Source organism: Bacillus sp. AR2-1, assembly GCF_008368755.1.
GTDB lineage: Bacteria > Bacillota > Bacilli > Bacillales > Bacillaceae_G > Bacillus_A > Bacillus_A wiedmannii.
This window is the reverse complement of record NZ_QORY01000022.1, coordinates 20,657-37,905: the sequence shown is the minus strand read 5'-3', so window position 1 is coordinate 37,905 and position 17,249 is coordinate 20,657. Positions and strand designations below refer to the sequence as shown.

Here is a 17,249-nt window from a genome sequence, read left to right as displayed (position 1 = left end):
ACATAAAACTTGATGAATTTTAGTAGATTTACTTATAGAACCCTTATATAGCAACAATAGTATGATATTTTTATTCACAAATGATACTTTTTATAAACATATCCACTAAAAATTTAATTTTTCTTATGATTTTATGTAGAGTAAAATCTCTATTCATATAGGTATTGGATGCCTTTTCAAGTTACTATTGTGGAAATTAACAATGATGAATAACTTTTATTGTATAGAAGTGCATAAAAAAAGATTCTATTTTCAATAGAATCTTTTAGAAAAGTATATAAATGGATCTAATAGAAAGACTTTGAATGATAGAGCCAACACGAATAGCCCTCTACTTTGATTTTTTTCAAATATAGAGAGCTGAAAATGATTACATTTCTTCCATTACTTTTAATACCTGTTCAGTTGATGTTACTTGAATTCCAGCACGTATCAGCTGTTCCAAGGCACGTATAAAGGTAATTAAATTTATGCTACCAGGTACTTCAATTACCCTTAGCTTTTCTTTTGGTAATTTATCTATCTTTTCAATGAACAATTCACGTACATCACTAGGAATAAAGCGTTCTTTATGTCCTTTTATTTTTAGAAGTTCACGCATTTCTATTTCTAAAGCCATATAAGCATTTAGATTTGCACCTTGTTCATAAGCGTATTTTCTAAATAATGTTTCTTCTTGATATCTTAGATAATTACGATGGTAAGATTCCTCTGTAACAGGTACGGCAAATTTGTTCTTTAATAACTCAAATGTTTTACGGAACAGCTTCTTGATGCTTCGGCGAGAGTACATAGAGAAATGCAATCCGAAATCAAAGATAGCTTGTTCTTTTTGTTTTGCTGGTACGTGCTGTGTAATAAGAGGATAAACCCCTTCTTTAGCTGCGGTATCAAGAATATGATACTGTGATGTTTGATTCAATAATTTTTTCAGTGTATATACTAACTTACTTGGATATTTTTCAGTGCGATCAATCATGTCACGCAAACTATGTATTACACTACGGATTTGTCGATGACAGGTATTTTTAAGTACATGAATAAATTTATTCATGTCTCGTGTAAATTCCCCAATATGCATTTCTTGTAGTGTAGATTCAATAAATCGGGCTTTACGGGCATACGTAACCTTTGGAGTAAAAGGATCACGATACTGTAGTTCGCCTGATTCTTTTCCACATAAGAAGTCTGAATGAATAGATAAAAATAAAGTCGTGTATTTTTTCTTGTTTTGAACCCCTTTTTGTAGTTTACAGATTTTGAATAGTGGAGTTCCTGTACAAGGCAATACAGTCGTTAGTTCTTTCATAACTGCACGAATTTGATGTGGATACTTCTTATGTAGAAAGCGGTACATCCCACCAAAGTGAGTCTTATTACCTCTTTCATCCTGTTTGTCTAAAGAACGTTTTAATGTAGTCTCTCTATGCTGTTGCATAGCAATATCTAAGAATAGCTTCTTAGATGCTACTGAAAGTTCAAAGAAAGCTTTTGTAAAGACTACAGGACTAATGTAAACATAAGGATTTGCTTTTTCTGTTTCTTCATTCATAAAATGAGTTATTTTAATTGTGTATCGACTATCTAATTCATTTTCAATCGTAATAATGTTATGTAGGCTTAATTTTTTTAATGCAATATAGAATTGAGAATGCTGTATACATGCCAATTCTTCTTTGTATTGCTTATAGTCTTCCCAAAGCATATGTACTGTTACGTTTGGAATAATACCATTCGTATAGCATTTTTTATGTAGGTAAAGAAATACTTCAAGATCTGCATTTGTAATACCGTACAATTTATGTTTTCTTCCCATTGTCTTTGAAATAGTATGACGTGAAAAAGATGGCTTTGCTTGTGCAACAAATCCATCGATATCCGCAATACGTTCTTCATACGACATTTGATTAATAATATCTTCAAGGTATGTATCTTTATAGCTATAGTATTTTCCTTCCAATGCATCAACAAGTGCTTGCCAAGATTTTAATGTAACTATAACCGCATTAGTAGATTGTCCATCTAGACTACGTTGATTACGAATAACAAATGATTTGCTCATCTTTTTCACCTCCTATACAAATTAAAATATACATATCCGTACAATATAAAATATACCGATTTTAATTATAGCAAATCAAAAGTTGATGAAATGGGCCCCTTTAAGAGCCAACATGAAAAAATGAAATGTACGTTAATCCCTTTCATACCAAGGGGTTTCGGGTTTTGTTCTATTTTTTTTATGGACATGATATCACTATGGATTTTCATGTTCCGAATAAATAAGAAAATGAGTTGTAAAATGCTAATAAACGTTGTTCTAATGGGGATGGAAGCTTATTTTCATAAAAATATAAGGGACATGATAGAGCTGTAGATTTTCATATTTCTATTTATTATAATTTACATGAAAACCGTCAATAAACATTGATGTTAAAGGGATTTATATGAAATTTGGTATTTATAAAAGGAACATGATACCGCTAGGATTGATTCATCTTTTCAGATAGAAAGGGACATGATACCGCTATAAATTTTCATGTTCTATAATTCCCTGAAATTTGAGGAGATGTTGTATAAATGCATGGTATATAAGGGATTTAAGAAGAGTTATTAAACACGAAAGGGACATGATACCGCTATAAATTTTCTTGTTTCATACCTTGAATATAGAAGAAACCCTTTTGTATCAAGGGTAAAAAAGATTATGAAAAAAATATATAGTTTAATTTCATGAAACATTTAAGACTGGATTTTTTCATGTTTTAGTCAAAAGGGACATGATACCGCTATGAATTTTCACTTTGTATGCAAACTTTAATGAGTATTACCATATATACAAGGGAAATTTTAAAACATGAATAACCTAGCTTTTTCATGTTTAATCAAAAGGGACATGATATCGCAAAAGAATTTCATGTTTCAGCTAATTCCTTGAAAAATATTAGGTTTCTTATAACGTCTTACCTTTTCCAAATGGATACAGTCTTGTATAATCAGTAAAAGAAGTGGTTAGAAGCATACGTGCTAGATTATCACTAAAGGATGGTTGGATAGAACTTACTGTATTCTTTTTTATTTTCATGAATAGGAACATCATAAGGCTATATAGATTTAAGTTTAAATCATTCTCAATTGTAAATTAAATAAGGAGAAGGATGTATATGGATAATGTTCTACAATTGTTTAAAGATGCATTAGTAATATCAGCACCTATCTATAAACATAATGAACAATTGTGGTATAAATGGAATGCTTATTACTTAGAAGTTAAAGAAGATACTAGTAGGATCGTAACTTCGGACTATTTTTCCCCATCATTTTCAATGCTTGTACAGTGGCTTGAACAGCAACAAAAAAAGGGAATCTCCTCTTTGGAAATATTCACCAACATAGAAGCTTACCAAATTGAAATTGATGTGGCGATAGGATTATTTGTGGAGCAAGAGTTTTCAAGAGCTAACAATGAAACCGTGCAGGAACCAAAGGAATCTAATACAAGTTTAGAGCACGAGAATTACTATGAAGTGAATAATTCTGCGGTTTATTATAAATTAAGAGATGGTATAGCAAAGAATCAATTTGAAGAAGATGAAAATACAAAGTTGAAATCTTATCCAATTGAAACGAAAGATAGTAGTGGAGTTGCACAACTTTCTTCACATAAAGATGAAGATTTAAGATTAATAAATATTGAAGAAGCTGCTCGTTGGAATACATTGGTTGATGGTGTAATGAGTAATATGGATGATTTAACTGCTGACTGTTTAGATGCAATTACTATCCAATGGTTAAATGAGGCAAAGTCCCCTGATGAATTCATAGACTTTTCATATAATCAGGTATTAGAAATGTGTAGCATACCTAAAGCAAAGGCTAATAACACAGAATATTATCGAGCAGAAGATAAAATAAAGGTTGCCAAACGAATTGCTGCCTTAGCAAGTATTTTTATCTATTTAAATGATGATAATGAGGTAGTTGTATTAAATGATCGAGCTGAAGCAGGTAAACATTATGAAGTAAAGCGAGAAGTTATTAAGAGGCTTTTTGTATTAGATTCTGTGGTACTCTGGAGAGATACTAACACTAACGAATATATGGGGATAGAATCTTGCAGGATTAAGCCAGGGAGCTTCTTATCAAGTTATTTATATGGTTCTAGTAGTACAACGGCACTATTATCAAAAAAAGCGTTAGAATATAATAGTTATAGACATAAATATCATAAGAGATTGATTCGTTATTTAACTTGGCAATGGAGAATTCGTCAAATGTTCTCTAGTTTAAAAAGGCCTTACTCTATAGGAGGAGATAAGGGATTACTGGCTGTCATGGGTATAAATCAAAATCAAAAGCCAAATCGTATTCGTGAACAGTTAGAAAATGTTCTTATTGATTTAGAGAAGGAAAAGGTAATATCACATTGGGAGTACAGTGAAGATTTAAAAGAGGAAATGTTAACAAAGAAGAATTGGTTTAAGAACTATTATGCTCAGTTAGGTATAATAATTTTACCGCCGAAAGAATTAATGAATTCAATAGAAAAAATAGTGAAGAAAAAAACAGTAGAGATCATACAAGAAGAGTCTCCTGTGAAAATAGAAAATAACACTTTAGATGTTGATGAGTATGAAAATTCAATTAGAGAAAAAATATCATACTTCCATATGAATAAAAATATTACAATGCGAGAACTTTCAAAAGAAATAGGTATATCACAACCTACCCTTTCTAGGTTTTATAATAAGAAAACAAAACGCCTTTCAGGCACGGCTAAAGATAAATTAAATCAGTGGTATAAAAGACAAATTATTATCGATAAGATGTAGAAAAAGTTTAACTCCATGATAAAAAAGAGTCCCTATTTTAGGGACTCTTTTTTATCATGGAGTTATAACGCTATTTAGCAAAAATATAACTCCATGATAAAAAAGAGTCCCTATTCTCTTTTTTATCATGGAGTTATAACGCTAGTTACCAAATAAATTGGCCGTATCCAGATCTTCATATTCATCTTTTAGTACTGCTTTTTCAGTTGTTGATTCATTTTCTATATGTGTATCTTTAGAAGTAGAATTCTTTTCATTAGATGAGATTATTCTATTTGAATCGGCTACCTCTTCTTCATTTGCTTGGCTTTCTTTTTGAATAGTAAGGTTTGAATTATTTAAAAGTATACGCTTAACATCATTTAAAAAGTCTTTATCTTGAAGTAAAATTTCTTTTTGCATTTGTTGCTGTATCTTATAATCAGCCACGTCTTGTAATCCGTGTTTATCAATAAAATAGCAAACAAGTTTATACAAAGAATCGGCTATATTGCTTTGTGACTCGAACCATTTAAAGAATTCTTCATTCTCAATCTTCTTGAGGTTCCAGAAGAAGGATTCTCTTTTTTTGTCGGACATACTATTTCACCTTTTTTCGAGAAAGAATTTTCTTGATAATTTGCATCCCCTTAGCATTCATATCTACAGCGTATTTCTCTGGAATCCACAATAAGTACATTCCAACTCGCTCACAATACTCTAATAATTGATTATATAATTCATCTTTAAAAGTAATACTTCCCCCACCATACACACATAAAACTTCAGCTTCACTGGCTGTATTGTTTACATATTTTTCATCTGTATCTTCTAGGATTAGTTCAGCTTGTTCCACTTTTGTAATATTAAAGTGGGTTGTTGCCTCTTCATGGTATTTATGATCTATATCTTGAAGAATCTGAGAGAATTGTTGGCGTTTAATGTTTGTGCCACGTTCTTGATTTAATAATTTTACAGCTTCTTCTGTAGCATGACCGACACCACGTCTTTCACCGCTACAAGCATCAATTACAGGGTTCACGCCAACTGTATAGATATACTCAGTTGTTCCATCCCCAATATCAGAATGTAAAATCTTTTTGTTTTTAAAGAAGGAGCCGTCAATTTTTTTGATTTCAAGTTTTTTTGCATATAGTTTAGTGAAATCAGTAAACATCTCCTCTTCCCCTTCAAGAATTGCAAATAACGGAGGAACACCCTCTTGTGTAATGTTTGCACTATTAAATGTTAAGCTAACCGTTACCTGCTCTTCTCCTACATAAACCACTACAACATGATTTGAATTAGTAAAACGTTGTTCTAAATGTTTAGCGTTTACGGGTGTCCATTGGCTTGCTGGGATAGCTGAAATAAGGTCAACAGTCACATTAATTGATTGTGGCAGTTGTTCTGTTCGTTCCCATTCAAGTTGAACTGATTTGTTTGCGATTAATCCTAGCATATTAATTAGTGGTAAATCATCATTGTATTTTTGACCGACTTTAATGTTCATGTTTTTAGGATTTTTACCTGTTAACATAGCACGATTTCCAATGAAATACATCCCGGATCTTCGAATTGATTTACTAGCAATATTCACGAACATATTATCTACTAAATTAACTACGTTTTTTTGGATGTTTGTCTCTGTAACATTAGGCATTGAGTAAACACTTTGATATACATTTTTCATTTTTATGTATTCACCATTGATGTAACCTTTAAATGAATCGTTCCCAATATCACCTTCTATGTCTATATGAAGAGTTTTGCCTTTTAAACTTGCCATTATACATCACCTCTATGAAATTTATTTCTAATTTATATCTAATAAATATATTATAACCTATAAAACCTTTAACAACAAGGGTTTTATAAGGTTTATGAATAAAAAAATATAAAATGGATATAAAATAAATATAAATTAGATAATAAATCGAGATGGGTTGGGTTATTTCGGGATATTTCTGATCCTTTGTATTTTTAGATATATATTAGATATCTTTTAAATATTTATAAAATATAAAAGGCGTTATTGGTGGGAGGAATACGTTTGTCGAAGATGCCTTTTAAAATATCATGTTGTTTCTATGGTTTACGGATAGACTATTGATGATATATTTTGGGAATCAAAGGGATATCTAGTGGAATGAGGTATACATTTTAATCAGGAGGAAGAAAATTAGAAAGCAAATAAGATTAATTACAAATATGACTTATACATACTTGAATAGTTAAAATGGTTAGCCGAATAAACGTTATAAAGGTGTTATTTCGGTGTTTGATATTATGTGAACGCTAGGCGTTATTAATGCGTTAAACCCTTTTATATCAACGATTTCAATGTTTTTTATAAACAAATAGCTGATAAAAGAAATGAGATTGGAAGATTAGATGTTTTTGGGTGTAGTAACGCATTGAAAGACGGTTTTAAACTGAGATCTTTATTATATAAGTTTGTTTTTGGCTATTTTGATGATAACTATAACTAAAAGACTAAAAAAGTAGTATGCAAATTAACCCTCTACATATCAAGTTACAATATGTATTTTGTTGTATATGTTCTATTTGAATCTGCAGCACTCCTTTAAAAGAATAGAGAATCTATGAAATTTGATTTGAATATAAAAATTGAACAGGATTAATTACAGATTCATATATATTTGTTAAATAAACGTTATTATGGTGTTTATGTGGCGAACTTAGCAGATGAACACTATGCGTTTTTAAAGCGTTAAACATTGTAATAGCAGTGTTTAAAGTTAATTTTAAAGAAAAAATAGTTTACGAAGTGATAAAACCTATAAATTTTATTTTCGAGCTCGATATAGAAAAGTAGTTTGGTATATGTTGTAAAGAATTTCAATTTAAATATTTCTATATAAATAATGAGATAGATATCAAAGTAGTTTCTATATACTTGCTTAGATTATAGTAGCAATATAAAGCTATGCCTAAAAGTTGTTTTTAGGGAATCCATTGGTAACATACTTTAAAAAGTAAAACTTCTTTCTGAAGCACTAATATAATAAGATTTTGGATTGGGTATATATTTAGGGTGTTGTTCGCCTTGTGTACTTGTACTGTTTTTTAGTAGGAAGGTAGTAATTGATTCTCCGTGAACGCATAGCGTTCACGGAGAATCAATTATACTAATCGCAGGAATGCTGGTTTAAAGTTTAAAAGTAAGATATTTAAATAGATAATGAATAATCTGTATTGCTCTTGTTTTAATTTTGAAATTAACTCTAAATTTGTATGGTAAGATACCAAATTCTTTAACAAAAATTTTATATCATCGTATATTCTTCTCGGAGTACATATTTAAGTTTCTTAAGTTGAAGTAAATGCAAAAGTCTTATTTTATGAACGTTTTAGAAGTGTTATTTAGGCGTTGGGGCGTTCTTGAATCAATTTTTAGTGGCATATGTATATAGTAATTAATTTGATGTTTTTGATTGGTAGAGCAGAAGCCTTGGCTAAGAGATAATATGATTACAATTTAATAGGAGATTCTTTTCTTAAACATATGAAGATCTGGAGTATCAACCTTAGTTCGGAGAGGAGTACGGTAGACGTAGGCATATGTTTTTTTGAAATGAATGACTCTAGTCCAAACAAAATAAAATCTTCCACAAGAAACAAACGAATGGAAATATCGTTATAATAGGTGATCAAACAAAAATATCTATAGTAGAACGTAGTTTGCAAAGCCTATGACTTAGTACGACTGTTAGATGATACATAAAAGAATTAATGAAAATTGGTACTTCTGTTGAGAATGATGTGGGATTAGGAATTAAAGAAGTTTTTTTATTTATAAAAAAGCTAAATTTGTTCGAACAGTAGAAACTAGCTAACAAAAACAAAACGTATTCTTTTCAGAAGAACGAATGATACTTTGAACTGGCATATGTAGTCTAAAGAAGGCAATAATTCTTGATGTATCTTAGATGCAATTTTCAATAACGTTGGAGCCCAAGGCAAAATGTGATGAGGAGAAAGTTATAGTTGTATCTAATCGCATGCTTTAGGCACTTATTTTAGAGGTTTTAAGAATGAATTTTTCATTCTTATGGCATATATCTATTATGATATATTAATCAAGAATTAACTAAAAAAATAAATCAATTCATTTCTAGCTTTACAGATTTTCCGAATGGGAAAGCTCACTACGGTGCGATAGCACCCACTTTAGGGGTGGGATGAGAATGAGGTCAAATGCGATGTACAAATAAAACACCGAAGGTACGTTCTGTACATCAAGAATTTGAAATGGTATCATTTTCATAATAGACAAGTAAAAGTCTCTAAAACAATCTTGTTGTCTGAAAACAGAATACATATGAGGTTGGAGTAACAAATTCTTCTACTCCGTAAAATGTATTGAGTCGTCAAGCACAAGACGCTAAAACACATTTGAGAACTCACAATCTGACTCGTTTGGTAATAGAATGAGTGCCGTATCTGCTATATGCACTGGATACGGAGTGGTGATGGCACACCGCAATCTTGCACGTCAGCGATACTAGAAATAGACTTCGCCTTTGGTAGCAAGAATCCCACTGACGTTAGTCAGCTTGTGGCTTTAGCCGTGGGAGTGTCAAAATATAATTATAAGGAAATAGAAAAATTTTATAATGGGATTTATGAGTGTAACGAAAGTTACTATCACACATTGAGGGCTTCATGAACGTTATAAAAACGGCCATGAAACCCTCGGGAAATATTTTTAACACTACTAACTATTTTTTGTATAGAATGTATTTAATATGAGAATACTATTAATGTGAAACTGTGACCTCTTAACAATACTGCGATCTATTTAATATATGAGATTCCTGTCTTATCCTGTTTTTTACAATTTTATCAAGCATGGGATGATAGTTTACAATTGCAATGAGTTTTATGCAACCAACATCCTATCTTAAGAATTCATAAAAAGCAATATCTACAATTATATGATAACAAGCCAAGCATTTTGGCTTACGTCAATCGGCATACACCTTCCACTTTCACATTTTTGAGGAAGTAGTTCTTTGTCAGAGATTGATAAAATTCATGCAATAATTTTGAGAATGCTACTATTAAGCAACTATGCTTTTAAATGATGTTACCAAATCGAAGACGTTATAAATTTAAATTATTAATCCTAACTATAATCTATAAAGGTTAAGTGGATATTTTAAGGTATCGGGATTCTTGGAGAATTTAAACGTTATCAAAGTGTTATTTTAGTGTTTATTTTCACGTGAACGCTATCCGTTATTTCACCGACTAACCCCTTAACTACAACGTTAGGAGTTGTTTAAAGAGCGTTACTCCTAACAGGCATATGAATAAATAAGATAATTATTCATATGATGTTTTGGTCCTTTTAAATGATAAAAACAATTTCAATTAAATGAAGTAAAAATATATTGTATTAAATTCTTTAAACAGGGATCAACTTACAAGAAGCAAAGCATAATCTTCCAAGGGCGTATTTCAAGAAATCCCCTAATTTTAGCCGTGTTATAGATGTTCATGAGAGTTTCATTCTTATAACACACATTATGATAAAGGTATTAACACAAGTTTAAATCATAAGAACGAAGTGTTTTATTTATAAAGTGTATGAATTACGAGAATAGCCACCTAACAAATAAGAAATGGAGTGTCTTTTTATTTAGTGATCTTGCGTCTCCAAACAGCCTGTAAGGATGTTTGGAGACGCAAGATGTTTAATACAGTAGGAATAAAAAAATGAACGCTTTCGAAACGTTAATTTAACGATTTGTAAAACGTGAACGCAAAGCGTTTACAAGGAATTCGGTTCATTAATATGATATGTTAAGATATATTTACATCCAAAAGTATAATGTGACTTTAGGATAGATATATTTTATTTAACAGTGTTGATAACGCGTATAAATTATTAATAATGAATGCTGCGATGGTATGGTGCTGTTTTATTATTACTAATCTTAAGATTTATCTTAAGTGAATGTTAAATTTAATATAACAAATACAATCTAATAAATTTATTAAAGTAGGCTGGAGATATATGAAGTATCTTTGAAATCCATAAGACAGGACAAAGAGAAAAGTAGTAGTGATCATGCTAAAATCTTTTTTTAACTTAAGTGTTATTGAGTGTTTTTTATGTGAACGCTACCCGTTTTTTTGATGTTTATCTCTTTAATATCAATATCCTGAGTTGTCTAAAGGATACAATTTATGCTAAAGCAATATGTAAAATCTGATAGGGTGTATCAATTAATAGTCCATAATAAAGCTGTATGTTTCTATGTTGTACTAACGAATGAACGTTATAATAACGACCCTGACCAAATGAAGCATAGAGCTTCACAATATATATGTCATAAAGTATTTTAAGCAAGTGGTATGAAAAAAGTAGTTACTAAATTTTAAATAGTTGATGTTAGTTGACTATATTCGAAGTATGATTACGGAAATATAGACATTAATGGGCATGTTCTTCTTGTGATACATATCTTATTAATTATAAGAGCTATATGAATCGTCTAAAAGGCCTAGGAGCTATGTGATAGCGGCCTAACAAATTAAAGAATGGAAAATTTTCTGTGTTTAGTGTTTTGAACTTGAAACGATCTGTAAGGATATTAGATGGCAGTATTTTAATACAATAAAAAAACGATATGGGCGCTTACAAAACGTTAATTTAACGTTTTGTAAATAATGAACGCATAGCGTCATTAGAAATTCAGTGCATAAATATAGTAGTTTTCCTTTAAGGACATAATGTAACTTTAGAAGTAAAGATATGGCCTTTAATAATAGCGTTTATAACGCATAGGATTTAATAATAATGAATGCTGTGATTGATGACATTTATATGAAAAAATTTAGTCTGGCAAAATGAATTAAAGAAGACTAGAAAAAGCATGGAGTTTCCTATACAGGTTTATTATGTGGTTAAGAAATTAGAGGATTAGTCAATCTTCCCTAAAAATTGACAAAGAAAATACTTAACTAATTTTAGGAAATAGGATTAACATGTTTCTATTAGCGATATTGAGAGTTTTTGGAATCCATAAGAAAGGTCCAATAAGATATGTTAAGCAAAATATATTGGACAACTTAGCACTTAGTATCCTTGAGGTAATGGATACCTAAGTACAGAAGCCAAACGGTTTCTAATTCAGTAGGGCTATCCCGATAGTTCCTACGGTTAGCTTCATTTCTAAGATTGAGCGCTGTGTTACGATCTCTATCATGATGTGTGCCACAATAAGCACAATCCTACTCAAGAATGATTAGATTTTTAGCATCTATGTTTTTATAGTTGCAATTGGAACATAATTGACTAGAAGCAAATGTTTTAGATATTACAACTAATTGTTCACTACACCACTTTACTTTATATTTCAACATTGTTTGAAATAGTGACCAAGACATGTCACTAATCGCTTTTGCAAACTTTCTATTTTTGAGTATACCACTGAATTATAAGTATTCTTTACCAATGATATGATGCTTTTTGATGATTTTAGTAGAAAGTTTATGTAATTAATCAACCCTTATAATAGCATCATGTATCACAGGCTTTTTATTCTAGTTAGGATTAGTAACATACACAAGTTGTAAAAAACTACACTCTTCGAAATTAAACGAGAAAAAAATATGTCATAGAAATTTTTTACAAAACTACGTATGCGTGTTGTAAGGATGAGCAAAAAAAGCGGTAGCTACCGCTTTTTTTGCTCAATTAGATATATTTGATAAAAAACGTATCTGATTTAATTTAGATTAAATAAACGTTGAATGAACGTTTTTTTGGTGTTATCTTGCTGTTCTTGGCGATCTTCATTTAATAGTTCAATTGCTTTATCCAGCTTTTCTTGTAATAACTGAATCTGTAGATCTTTGTCTTCTTTTTCTGAGCGTTCCTGTAATAACAATTTAATGATATCTTGGTTCTGTTGTACAATTTTATCTTGTTGCTCAAGCATGTGAGAAAATTTTTCTTGAATCATCAAAATATCAGTTTCTGAACGTTTTCTGAGCGTTATTTGAACTTCATTTTCCTCATGAACGCTATCCGTTTTCTGAGCGTTCTCTTCAGTGTTTTCCATGCTTCTTGTGGCAGCTTCTTCTAGTTTCCAGTTTTGATTTAAGTATTCTTTCATTTGCTTTAAGATATCTATATCATTCTCATAGTAAATTCGTTGATTACGCTCATTTCTTTCAAATATATATTCCATTTTTTCTAGTTCAATTGACCATCTGCGAAGTGTATTGGTGTTTATATCTAGTTGTTTTGCTACTTCTTGTGCAAAATATCCATATTCCAAACTTCACACCTCCATTATTTGTGTTTTAGATATTGATTCGTTCTTGAAAAGATCTTTCCTTTAAGAGTAGAAATTTTTATAGGCAGCGATCTAATCATTTGTACTCATATCAGTTTGTTTGTATACATACTTACATATTAAGTCAGTCTATACATCTAGCGTTAATGTTTTTTCAATAATAAACGCTATTCGTTCTAATAGCGTTCATTATTGGAAGTGAACAAGTATTTATACAACATTAATGTATGTAGGAAATTATTTTAAAACTAACTATTAATATTAGAAGTTTGTTGCTGATATAAGAATTTTACTAGATATTTGCAATAGAATCAAAGCTTTCATTAATAGAATTAGCAATTAAGTACAGTTTTTATATTACATATGCCTAAAAAGCAAATAAAAAGCTTTATTTATATGTGAACGCTATGCGTTAAAGTAGCGTTTTGTTGTTGTATAAGAGTTTGCATAGTATGTATTACTTGAATTTTAAAAAGGTGCTGATATTATTTGTTAGGTTGTTAATCTCAAATGAGGATTTTTTTATAAGTGAAAATAATGAGAGTTATTCGGAAATTAAATGTATTGTTTAAATATTAAATAGACATAGCTTTAAAAACTCAGTTTTAGGTTTCATGTGTATTAGTATGGGCCAGATTTTTGAATAATATACATCTATAATTCGATATGAAATGTATATAGGGGGAAAGGGGCAATAGATTTAGGCATTTATTAGTGTGACGATCATACTTTGAACTAAAATATATTAAAAGAAAAAATAAATGGAAGAAAGAATTTAATATTATTTTATTAGATTTAAAGGAATACAATACAATGCAAGTATACAATTTTGCATATTAAATGTTAGAATGACGGACTTCCTTAAGGATAGACAATGAAAGTTTATATATTATGGGTACAATAATATACAAATCCTGCTTCAAAAAAGTAAAAAATATAATACTATGAAATTCCATCCCGTTAATCTTAGCCTATCAAATAATTGTTAACATGAAAGATTTCCAATAAATGCTTAAAGCAATAGATAATATGTTGAAGCAAAATATAGACTATGTATTAGCAGTGGTTCAAGGAATAAAAAAATAAAATTTAATTGTATCTATTCAACTAATAGAAGTACAGTTTATTTAATTAAATAAAAAACTAGGGAATCTTCTAGTAGATATACTAAGTCTCCCTAAAAATTAACAAAAAGAGACAAAATACTAGATTTAATAAATCATGTTTTAGAAATTAAAAATTAATAAAAACTTAAAATTGAATTTGGTTATATTTTGTTATATTTGCTGTATATTTAGAATACCTCAGTTTTAAGTGTATAACCAATATTAAATGCTATTCTGTCCTAACATTTAATTATTTAAGGTTTTTATTCAAAAGTTTGTTAGATATCAAATAGTATCTCGGCCTAACAATAAGAAAAAGTTCATAAAGCCTATTAAATCAATAGTTAATAGCAGAATTAGATACCTGTTTAAAGCCGTAACTTTGACGTACAAGACTAGGTATCCCTGAAGAGAAAAAACTCTTGTTTATTTTTTAAAGTTTTACAACAAATTTATAGATGAAATAGTATATATAATAATATCTAATTATTTTTAGTTTAATTAAAAGTATATGGTGTATACAATGACGATAAAATTGTATAAATATAAGAATGATATTAAAAATCCTTACTATATTTTATTTGTTCTTTTATAAACTGCTATTTTACAAGCTCCTTTATAAAATGGATTATTAGTTATAAAATTGTTAAGAGGGGAAACAGAGAATTGATCGGAAAATCAATAAAGTGATGAACAATCTTCTATTTTTAATAAAGCAAGGTCAAGAGAGTTAAAGAGTTTATGTTTTGTGATGTTGGGAAACAAGTATAAGTATGTAAAATAAAAGATATTGATTGGCAAAAGAAAACAAAGTGCAAAGTCATGAGTGATTATCAGGAAAAGAAATTGGCAGGTTTCTTTCCTCTATGTTTTAACATATAAAAAGTTGTAGAGAAAAGGGGTGTGTAGTATGGAAGAAGGTTGTATTTTGTTTTCAGCAAGAGTTTAAAGAATTTCTTATTATGATGGTCTGTTTTTGGTTCTTTATGTTTCTCATGTATGGTGAAAGCCTGTTACAATAGAATGGAGTCGAAAGTCAAAATACCCTTAGGTAGCTCTCATAGGTGTAAGATCTATGGGGGGGGTTAAATACAGAACATATTTAATTTCACGTACCGTAACATTTAATAAAAAACAAAATATAAAATCAATAATCTATATATAATTTTATGCCCAATTAATCCACTTGATGGATACTGCATTGTTTGGGATGTTGCAGAATCCTAATAATAAGGATTCTTTTTTATTATATTTAAGCAAAAGAGAACTCTTAAATTAAAATTAGAATGGTACACTTTTTGAAGTTTATTAAAATCTAACCGTTTTAGTGCTTCGAAAGGTTCAAAAATGCATTTTTAAAGTACTAAATAATTAATGGTACCTTTTGAAATATTATTGGTTTCATTTCATTAGAAACAATTCCGGCTATATAACTAAAAAATGTGATATAATATCTATTGAACATATGAATAGGATAACAACTACCTGCTGTTGGCAAGTAGCAATTTATCTAATGAAAAGATCACTTGTTTCCAAGACAAGTGATCTTTTTATATACATTACCTATACTATTTGTGAGATACATTAGATATTTTAGTTTCCTTATTTATATTGTGTACTCATTTCCCCACTCCTTTGATTTAAATACTATATCCCGTTTTCAGCAGCATCGAGTTATAGTATCGACTCGATATATAATAAATATTCTTTAATCTAAAAGCCTCTGTTATATTCACCTTTTATAAATCCTTCTTCACTAGAGTCAAATGAATATATCGCTTTTCATATCCACTTCATATTCTTCCATGTAATTTCGTTCTTAATGTGTAAAAGTGTAAACGTGGACATTTACACTTTTACACAAGTTCACAAAAATAATACAACAATAAATTTTTATATTGTAATATAATTAAATAGACTTCGTTATTTACAAACAGGAGGGATTTCATTGGAAGACTTTGATGATGAGCTACGCCAAATTGATATGGATCAAAAAGAAGCGATACTAGTTGTAAGGGCTTACAAAAGGTATTTAGCAAAAACAGATGAAGATAGGGAATATGGAACAGAAGTAATTGAACGTATTAGCAATAGTGATACTACTCGTGAGGATGCGGATTTTATTATAAGATGCACGGAAGTTATTGATGATCTTATCGATAAAGTTGTCGAGGAGAAAATAGTAAATAAAAGCTAACCTACTACTATAGGATAACTCTCCTAAAAAACATCTAGCATATAGACTACGGATTATCTCTAAATAAGCTCGTTGCTTTACGAATGAAACATTTGTATTTTTAGAACTATACATTATCTTTTCCTGAACTAGTGACCCAAGATATCACAGGGATAATTCACTCTTTGTTTTTTGCCACTTTAGGTTCGGAACCTATCTTCGGAGTTATGATGAAGATGTACCAAAATTTCTAACGGAAATCTCTATTCAAAAAAATGATTAGTTTGGAGATAAAGCGGACAAATTTGAGGAAAGGGATCTCTACATAACATTTTCGAAATACTTTTATTTTAAAGATGATTCAGAAGCAATGCACAGCTGAACATATTGTGAAGCAATTAGGATTTAAAACTCACATATAATTCTTTAGTCGAAAAGGAATAAAAAACTAGTTTGTTAGACAAACCACTTTTTCTTTTTACACTTTTTTCTTTTTGGTAAGTCAGGAAACTTATTCATTGTACCAACAGCATGCATGAGCGTGAAATATGGATGTTTTAAAATCATTTTCGGTCCTCTCTTTTTCATAACTTCCTTAACTAAACCTTTCATATCTGGTTTATAACAATGAATTTTGCAATTTTGACATGCTGGTTTCTTTTCTTGAAATGGACATTTTGATAAACGAAAATAAGCATAATCTTTTAATTTTTGACATTTTTCACAAAGAGTATTTTGTTTATGTTCGTTTTTACAATACATATCAATCATAATGCTAATTGTTTTCTCTTCACGTTCAATTCGATTCATAAATTGGCGC

Annotated in this window: 8 protein-coding genes and 2 pseudogenes; 3 read left to right on the top strand and 7 right to left on the bottom strand. The window is 29.8% G+C overall.

The window, feature by feature from the left end:
* Positions 1–370: 370 nt before the first annotated feature.
* On the bottom strand, positions 371–2,062 hold the full coding sequence (locus DT250_RS24250) for a hypothetical protein (RefSeq protein ID WP_061664424.1): 1,692 nt from the start codon (positions 2,060–2,062) through the stop codon (positions 371–373).
* An 891-nt stretch (positions 2,063–2,953) separates the two neighbouring features.
* Positions 2,954–3,085: a hypothetical protein gene (locus DT250_RS32370; RefSeq protein ID WP_254914694.1), complete on the bottom strand. Its 132-nt coding sequence runs from the start codon at positions 3,083–3,085 to the stop codon at positions 2,954–2,956.
* A gap of 79 nt (positions 3,086–3,164) precedes the next feature.
* Between DT250_RS32370 and DT250_RS24245 the strand changes: the two genes are divergently transcribed.
* The gene (locus DT250_RS24245) at positions 3,165–4,832 is read left to right on the top strand and encodes a helix-turn-helix domain-containing protein (RefSeq protein WP_000370965.1); all 1,668 of its coding nucleotides are present in this window, start codon (positions 3,165–3,167) and stop codon (positions 4,830–4,832) included.
* Between the two features lie 141 nt (positions 4,833–4,973).
* Here DT250_RS24245 and DT250_RS24240 read toward each other — a convergent pair whose 3' ends face one another.
* From DT250_RS24240 to DT250_RS24220, 4 genes and pseudogenes are all read right to left on the bottom strand, one after another.
* Positions 4,974–5,411, bottom strand: a complete 438-nt coding sequence (locus DT250_RS24240; protein ID WP_001280894.1) for a hypothetical protein — start codon at positions 5,409–5,411, stop codon at positions 4,974–4,976.
* Between the two features lies 1 nt (position 5,412).
* Positions 5,413–6,600: a ParM/StbA family protein gene (locus tag DT250_RS24235; protein ID WP_000157618.1), complete on the bottom strand. Its 1,188-nt coding sequence runs from the start codon at positions 6,598–6,600 to the stop codon at positions 5,413–5,415.
* A 5,315-nt stretch (positions 6,601–11,915) separates the two neighbouring features.
* A pseudogene (locus DT250_RS32715) lies at positions 11,916–12,344 on the bottom strand (zinc ribbon domain-containing protein); the annotation flags it as partial.
* Positions 12,345–12,574: 230 nt separating this feature from the next.
* A complete protein-coding gene (locus DT250_RS24220; RefSeq protein ID WP_149213802.1) occupies positions 12,575–13,129 on the bottom strand; it encodes a MerR family transcriptional regulator in 555 nt (184 codons plus the stop codon).
* Positions 13,130–16,201: 3,072 nt separating this feature from the next.
* On the opposite strand from DT250_RS24220, the gene DT250_RS24215 reads away from it, so the two are divergent.
* Positions 16,202–16,450, top strand: coding sequence for a hypothetical protein (locus DT250_RS24215; RefSeq protein ID WP_149213801.1), 249 nt, complete (start codon positions 16,202–16,204; stop codon positions 16,448–16,450).
* Between the two features lie 122 nt (positions 16,451–16,572).
* A pseudogene (locus tag DT250_RS32360) lies at positions 16,573–16,851 on the top strand (integrase); the annotation flags it as partial.
* A gap of 34 nt (positions 16,852–16,885) precedes the next feature.
* On the opposite strand, the gene DT250_RS24205 reads toward DT250_RS32360, so the two are convergent.
* Positions 16,886–17,239, bottom strand: coding sequence for a nitrous oxide-stimulated promoter family protein (locus DT250_RS24205; protein WP_149213800.1), 354 nt, complete (start codon positions 17,237–17,239; stop codon positions 16,886–16,888).
* Positions 17,240–17,249 lie beyond the last annotated feature (10 nt).

Coding starts and splice junctions, on each gene's coding strand:
- DT250_RS32370 (WP_254914694.1), bottom strand. CDS start 3,085: ATGAAAATAAAAAAGAATACAGTAAGTTCTATCCAACCATCCTTTAGT.
- DT250_RS24245 (WP_000370965.1), top strand. CDS start 3,165: ATGGATAATGTTCTACAATTGTTTAAAGATGCATTAGTAATATCAGCA.
- DT250_RS24250 (WP_061664424.1), bottom strand. CDS start 2,062: ATGAGCAAATCATTTGTTATTCGTAATCAACGTAGTCTAGATGGACAA.
- DT250_RS24240 (WP_001280894.1), bottom strand. CDS start 5,411: ATGTCCGACAAAAAAAGAGAATCCTTCTTCTGGAACCTCAAGAAGATT.
- DT250_RS24235 (WP_000157618.1), bottom strand. CDS start 6,600: ATGGCAAGTTTAAAAGGCAAAACTCTTCATATAGACATAGAAGGTGAT.
- DT250_RS24205 (WP_149213800.1), bottom strand. CDS start 17,239: ATGAATCGAATTGAACGTGAAGAGAAAACAATTAGCATTATGATTGAT.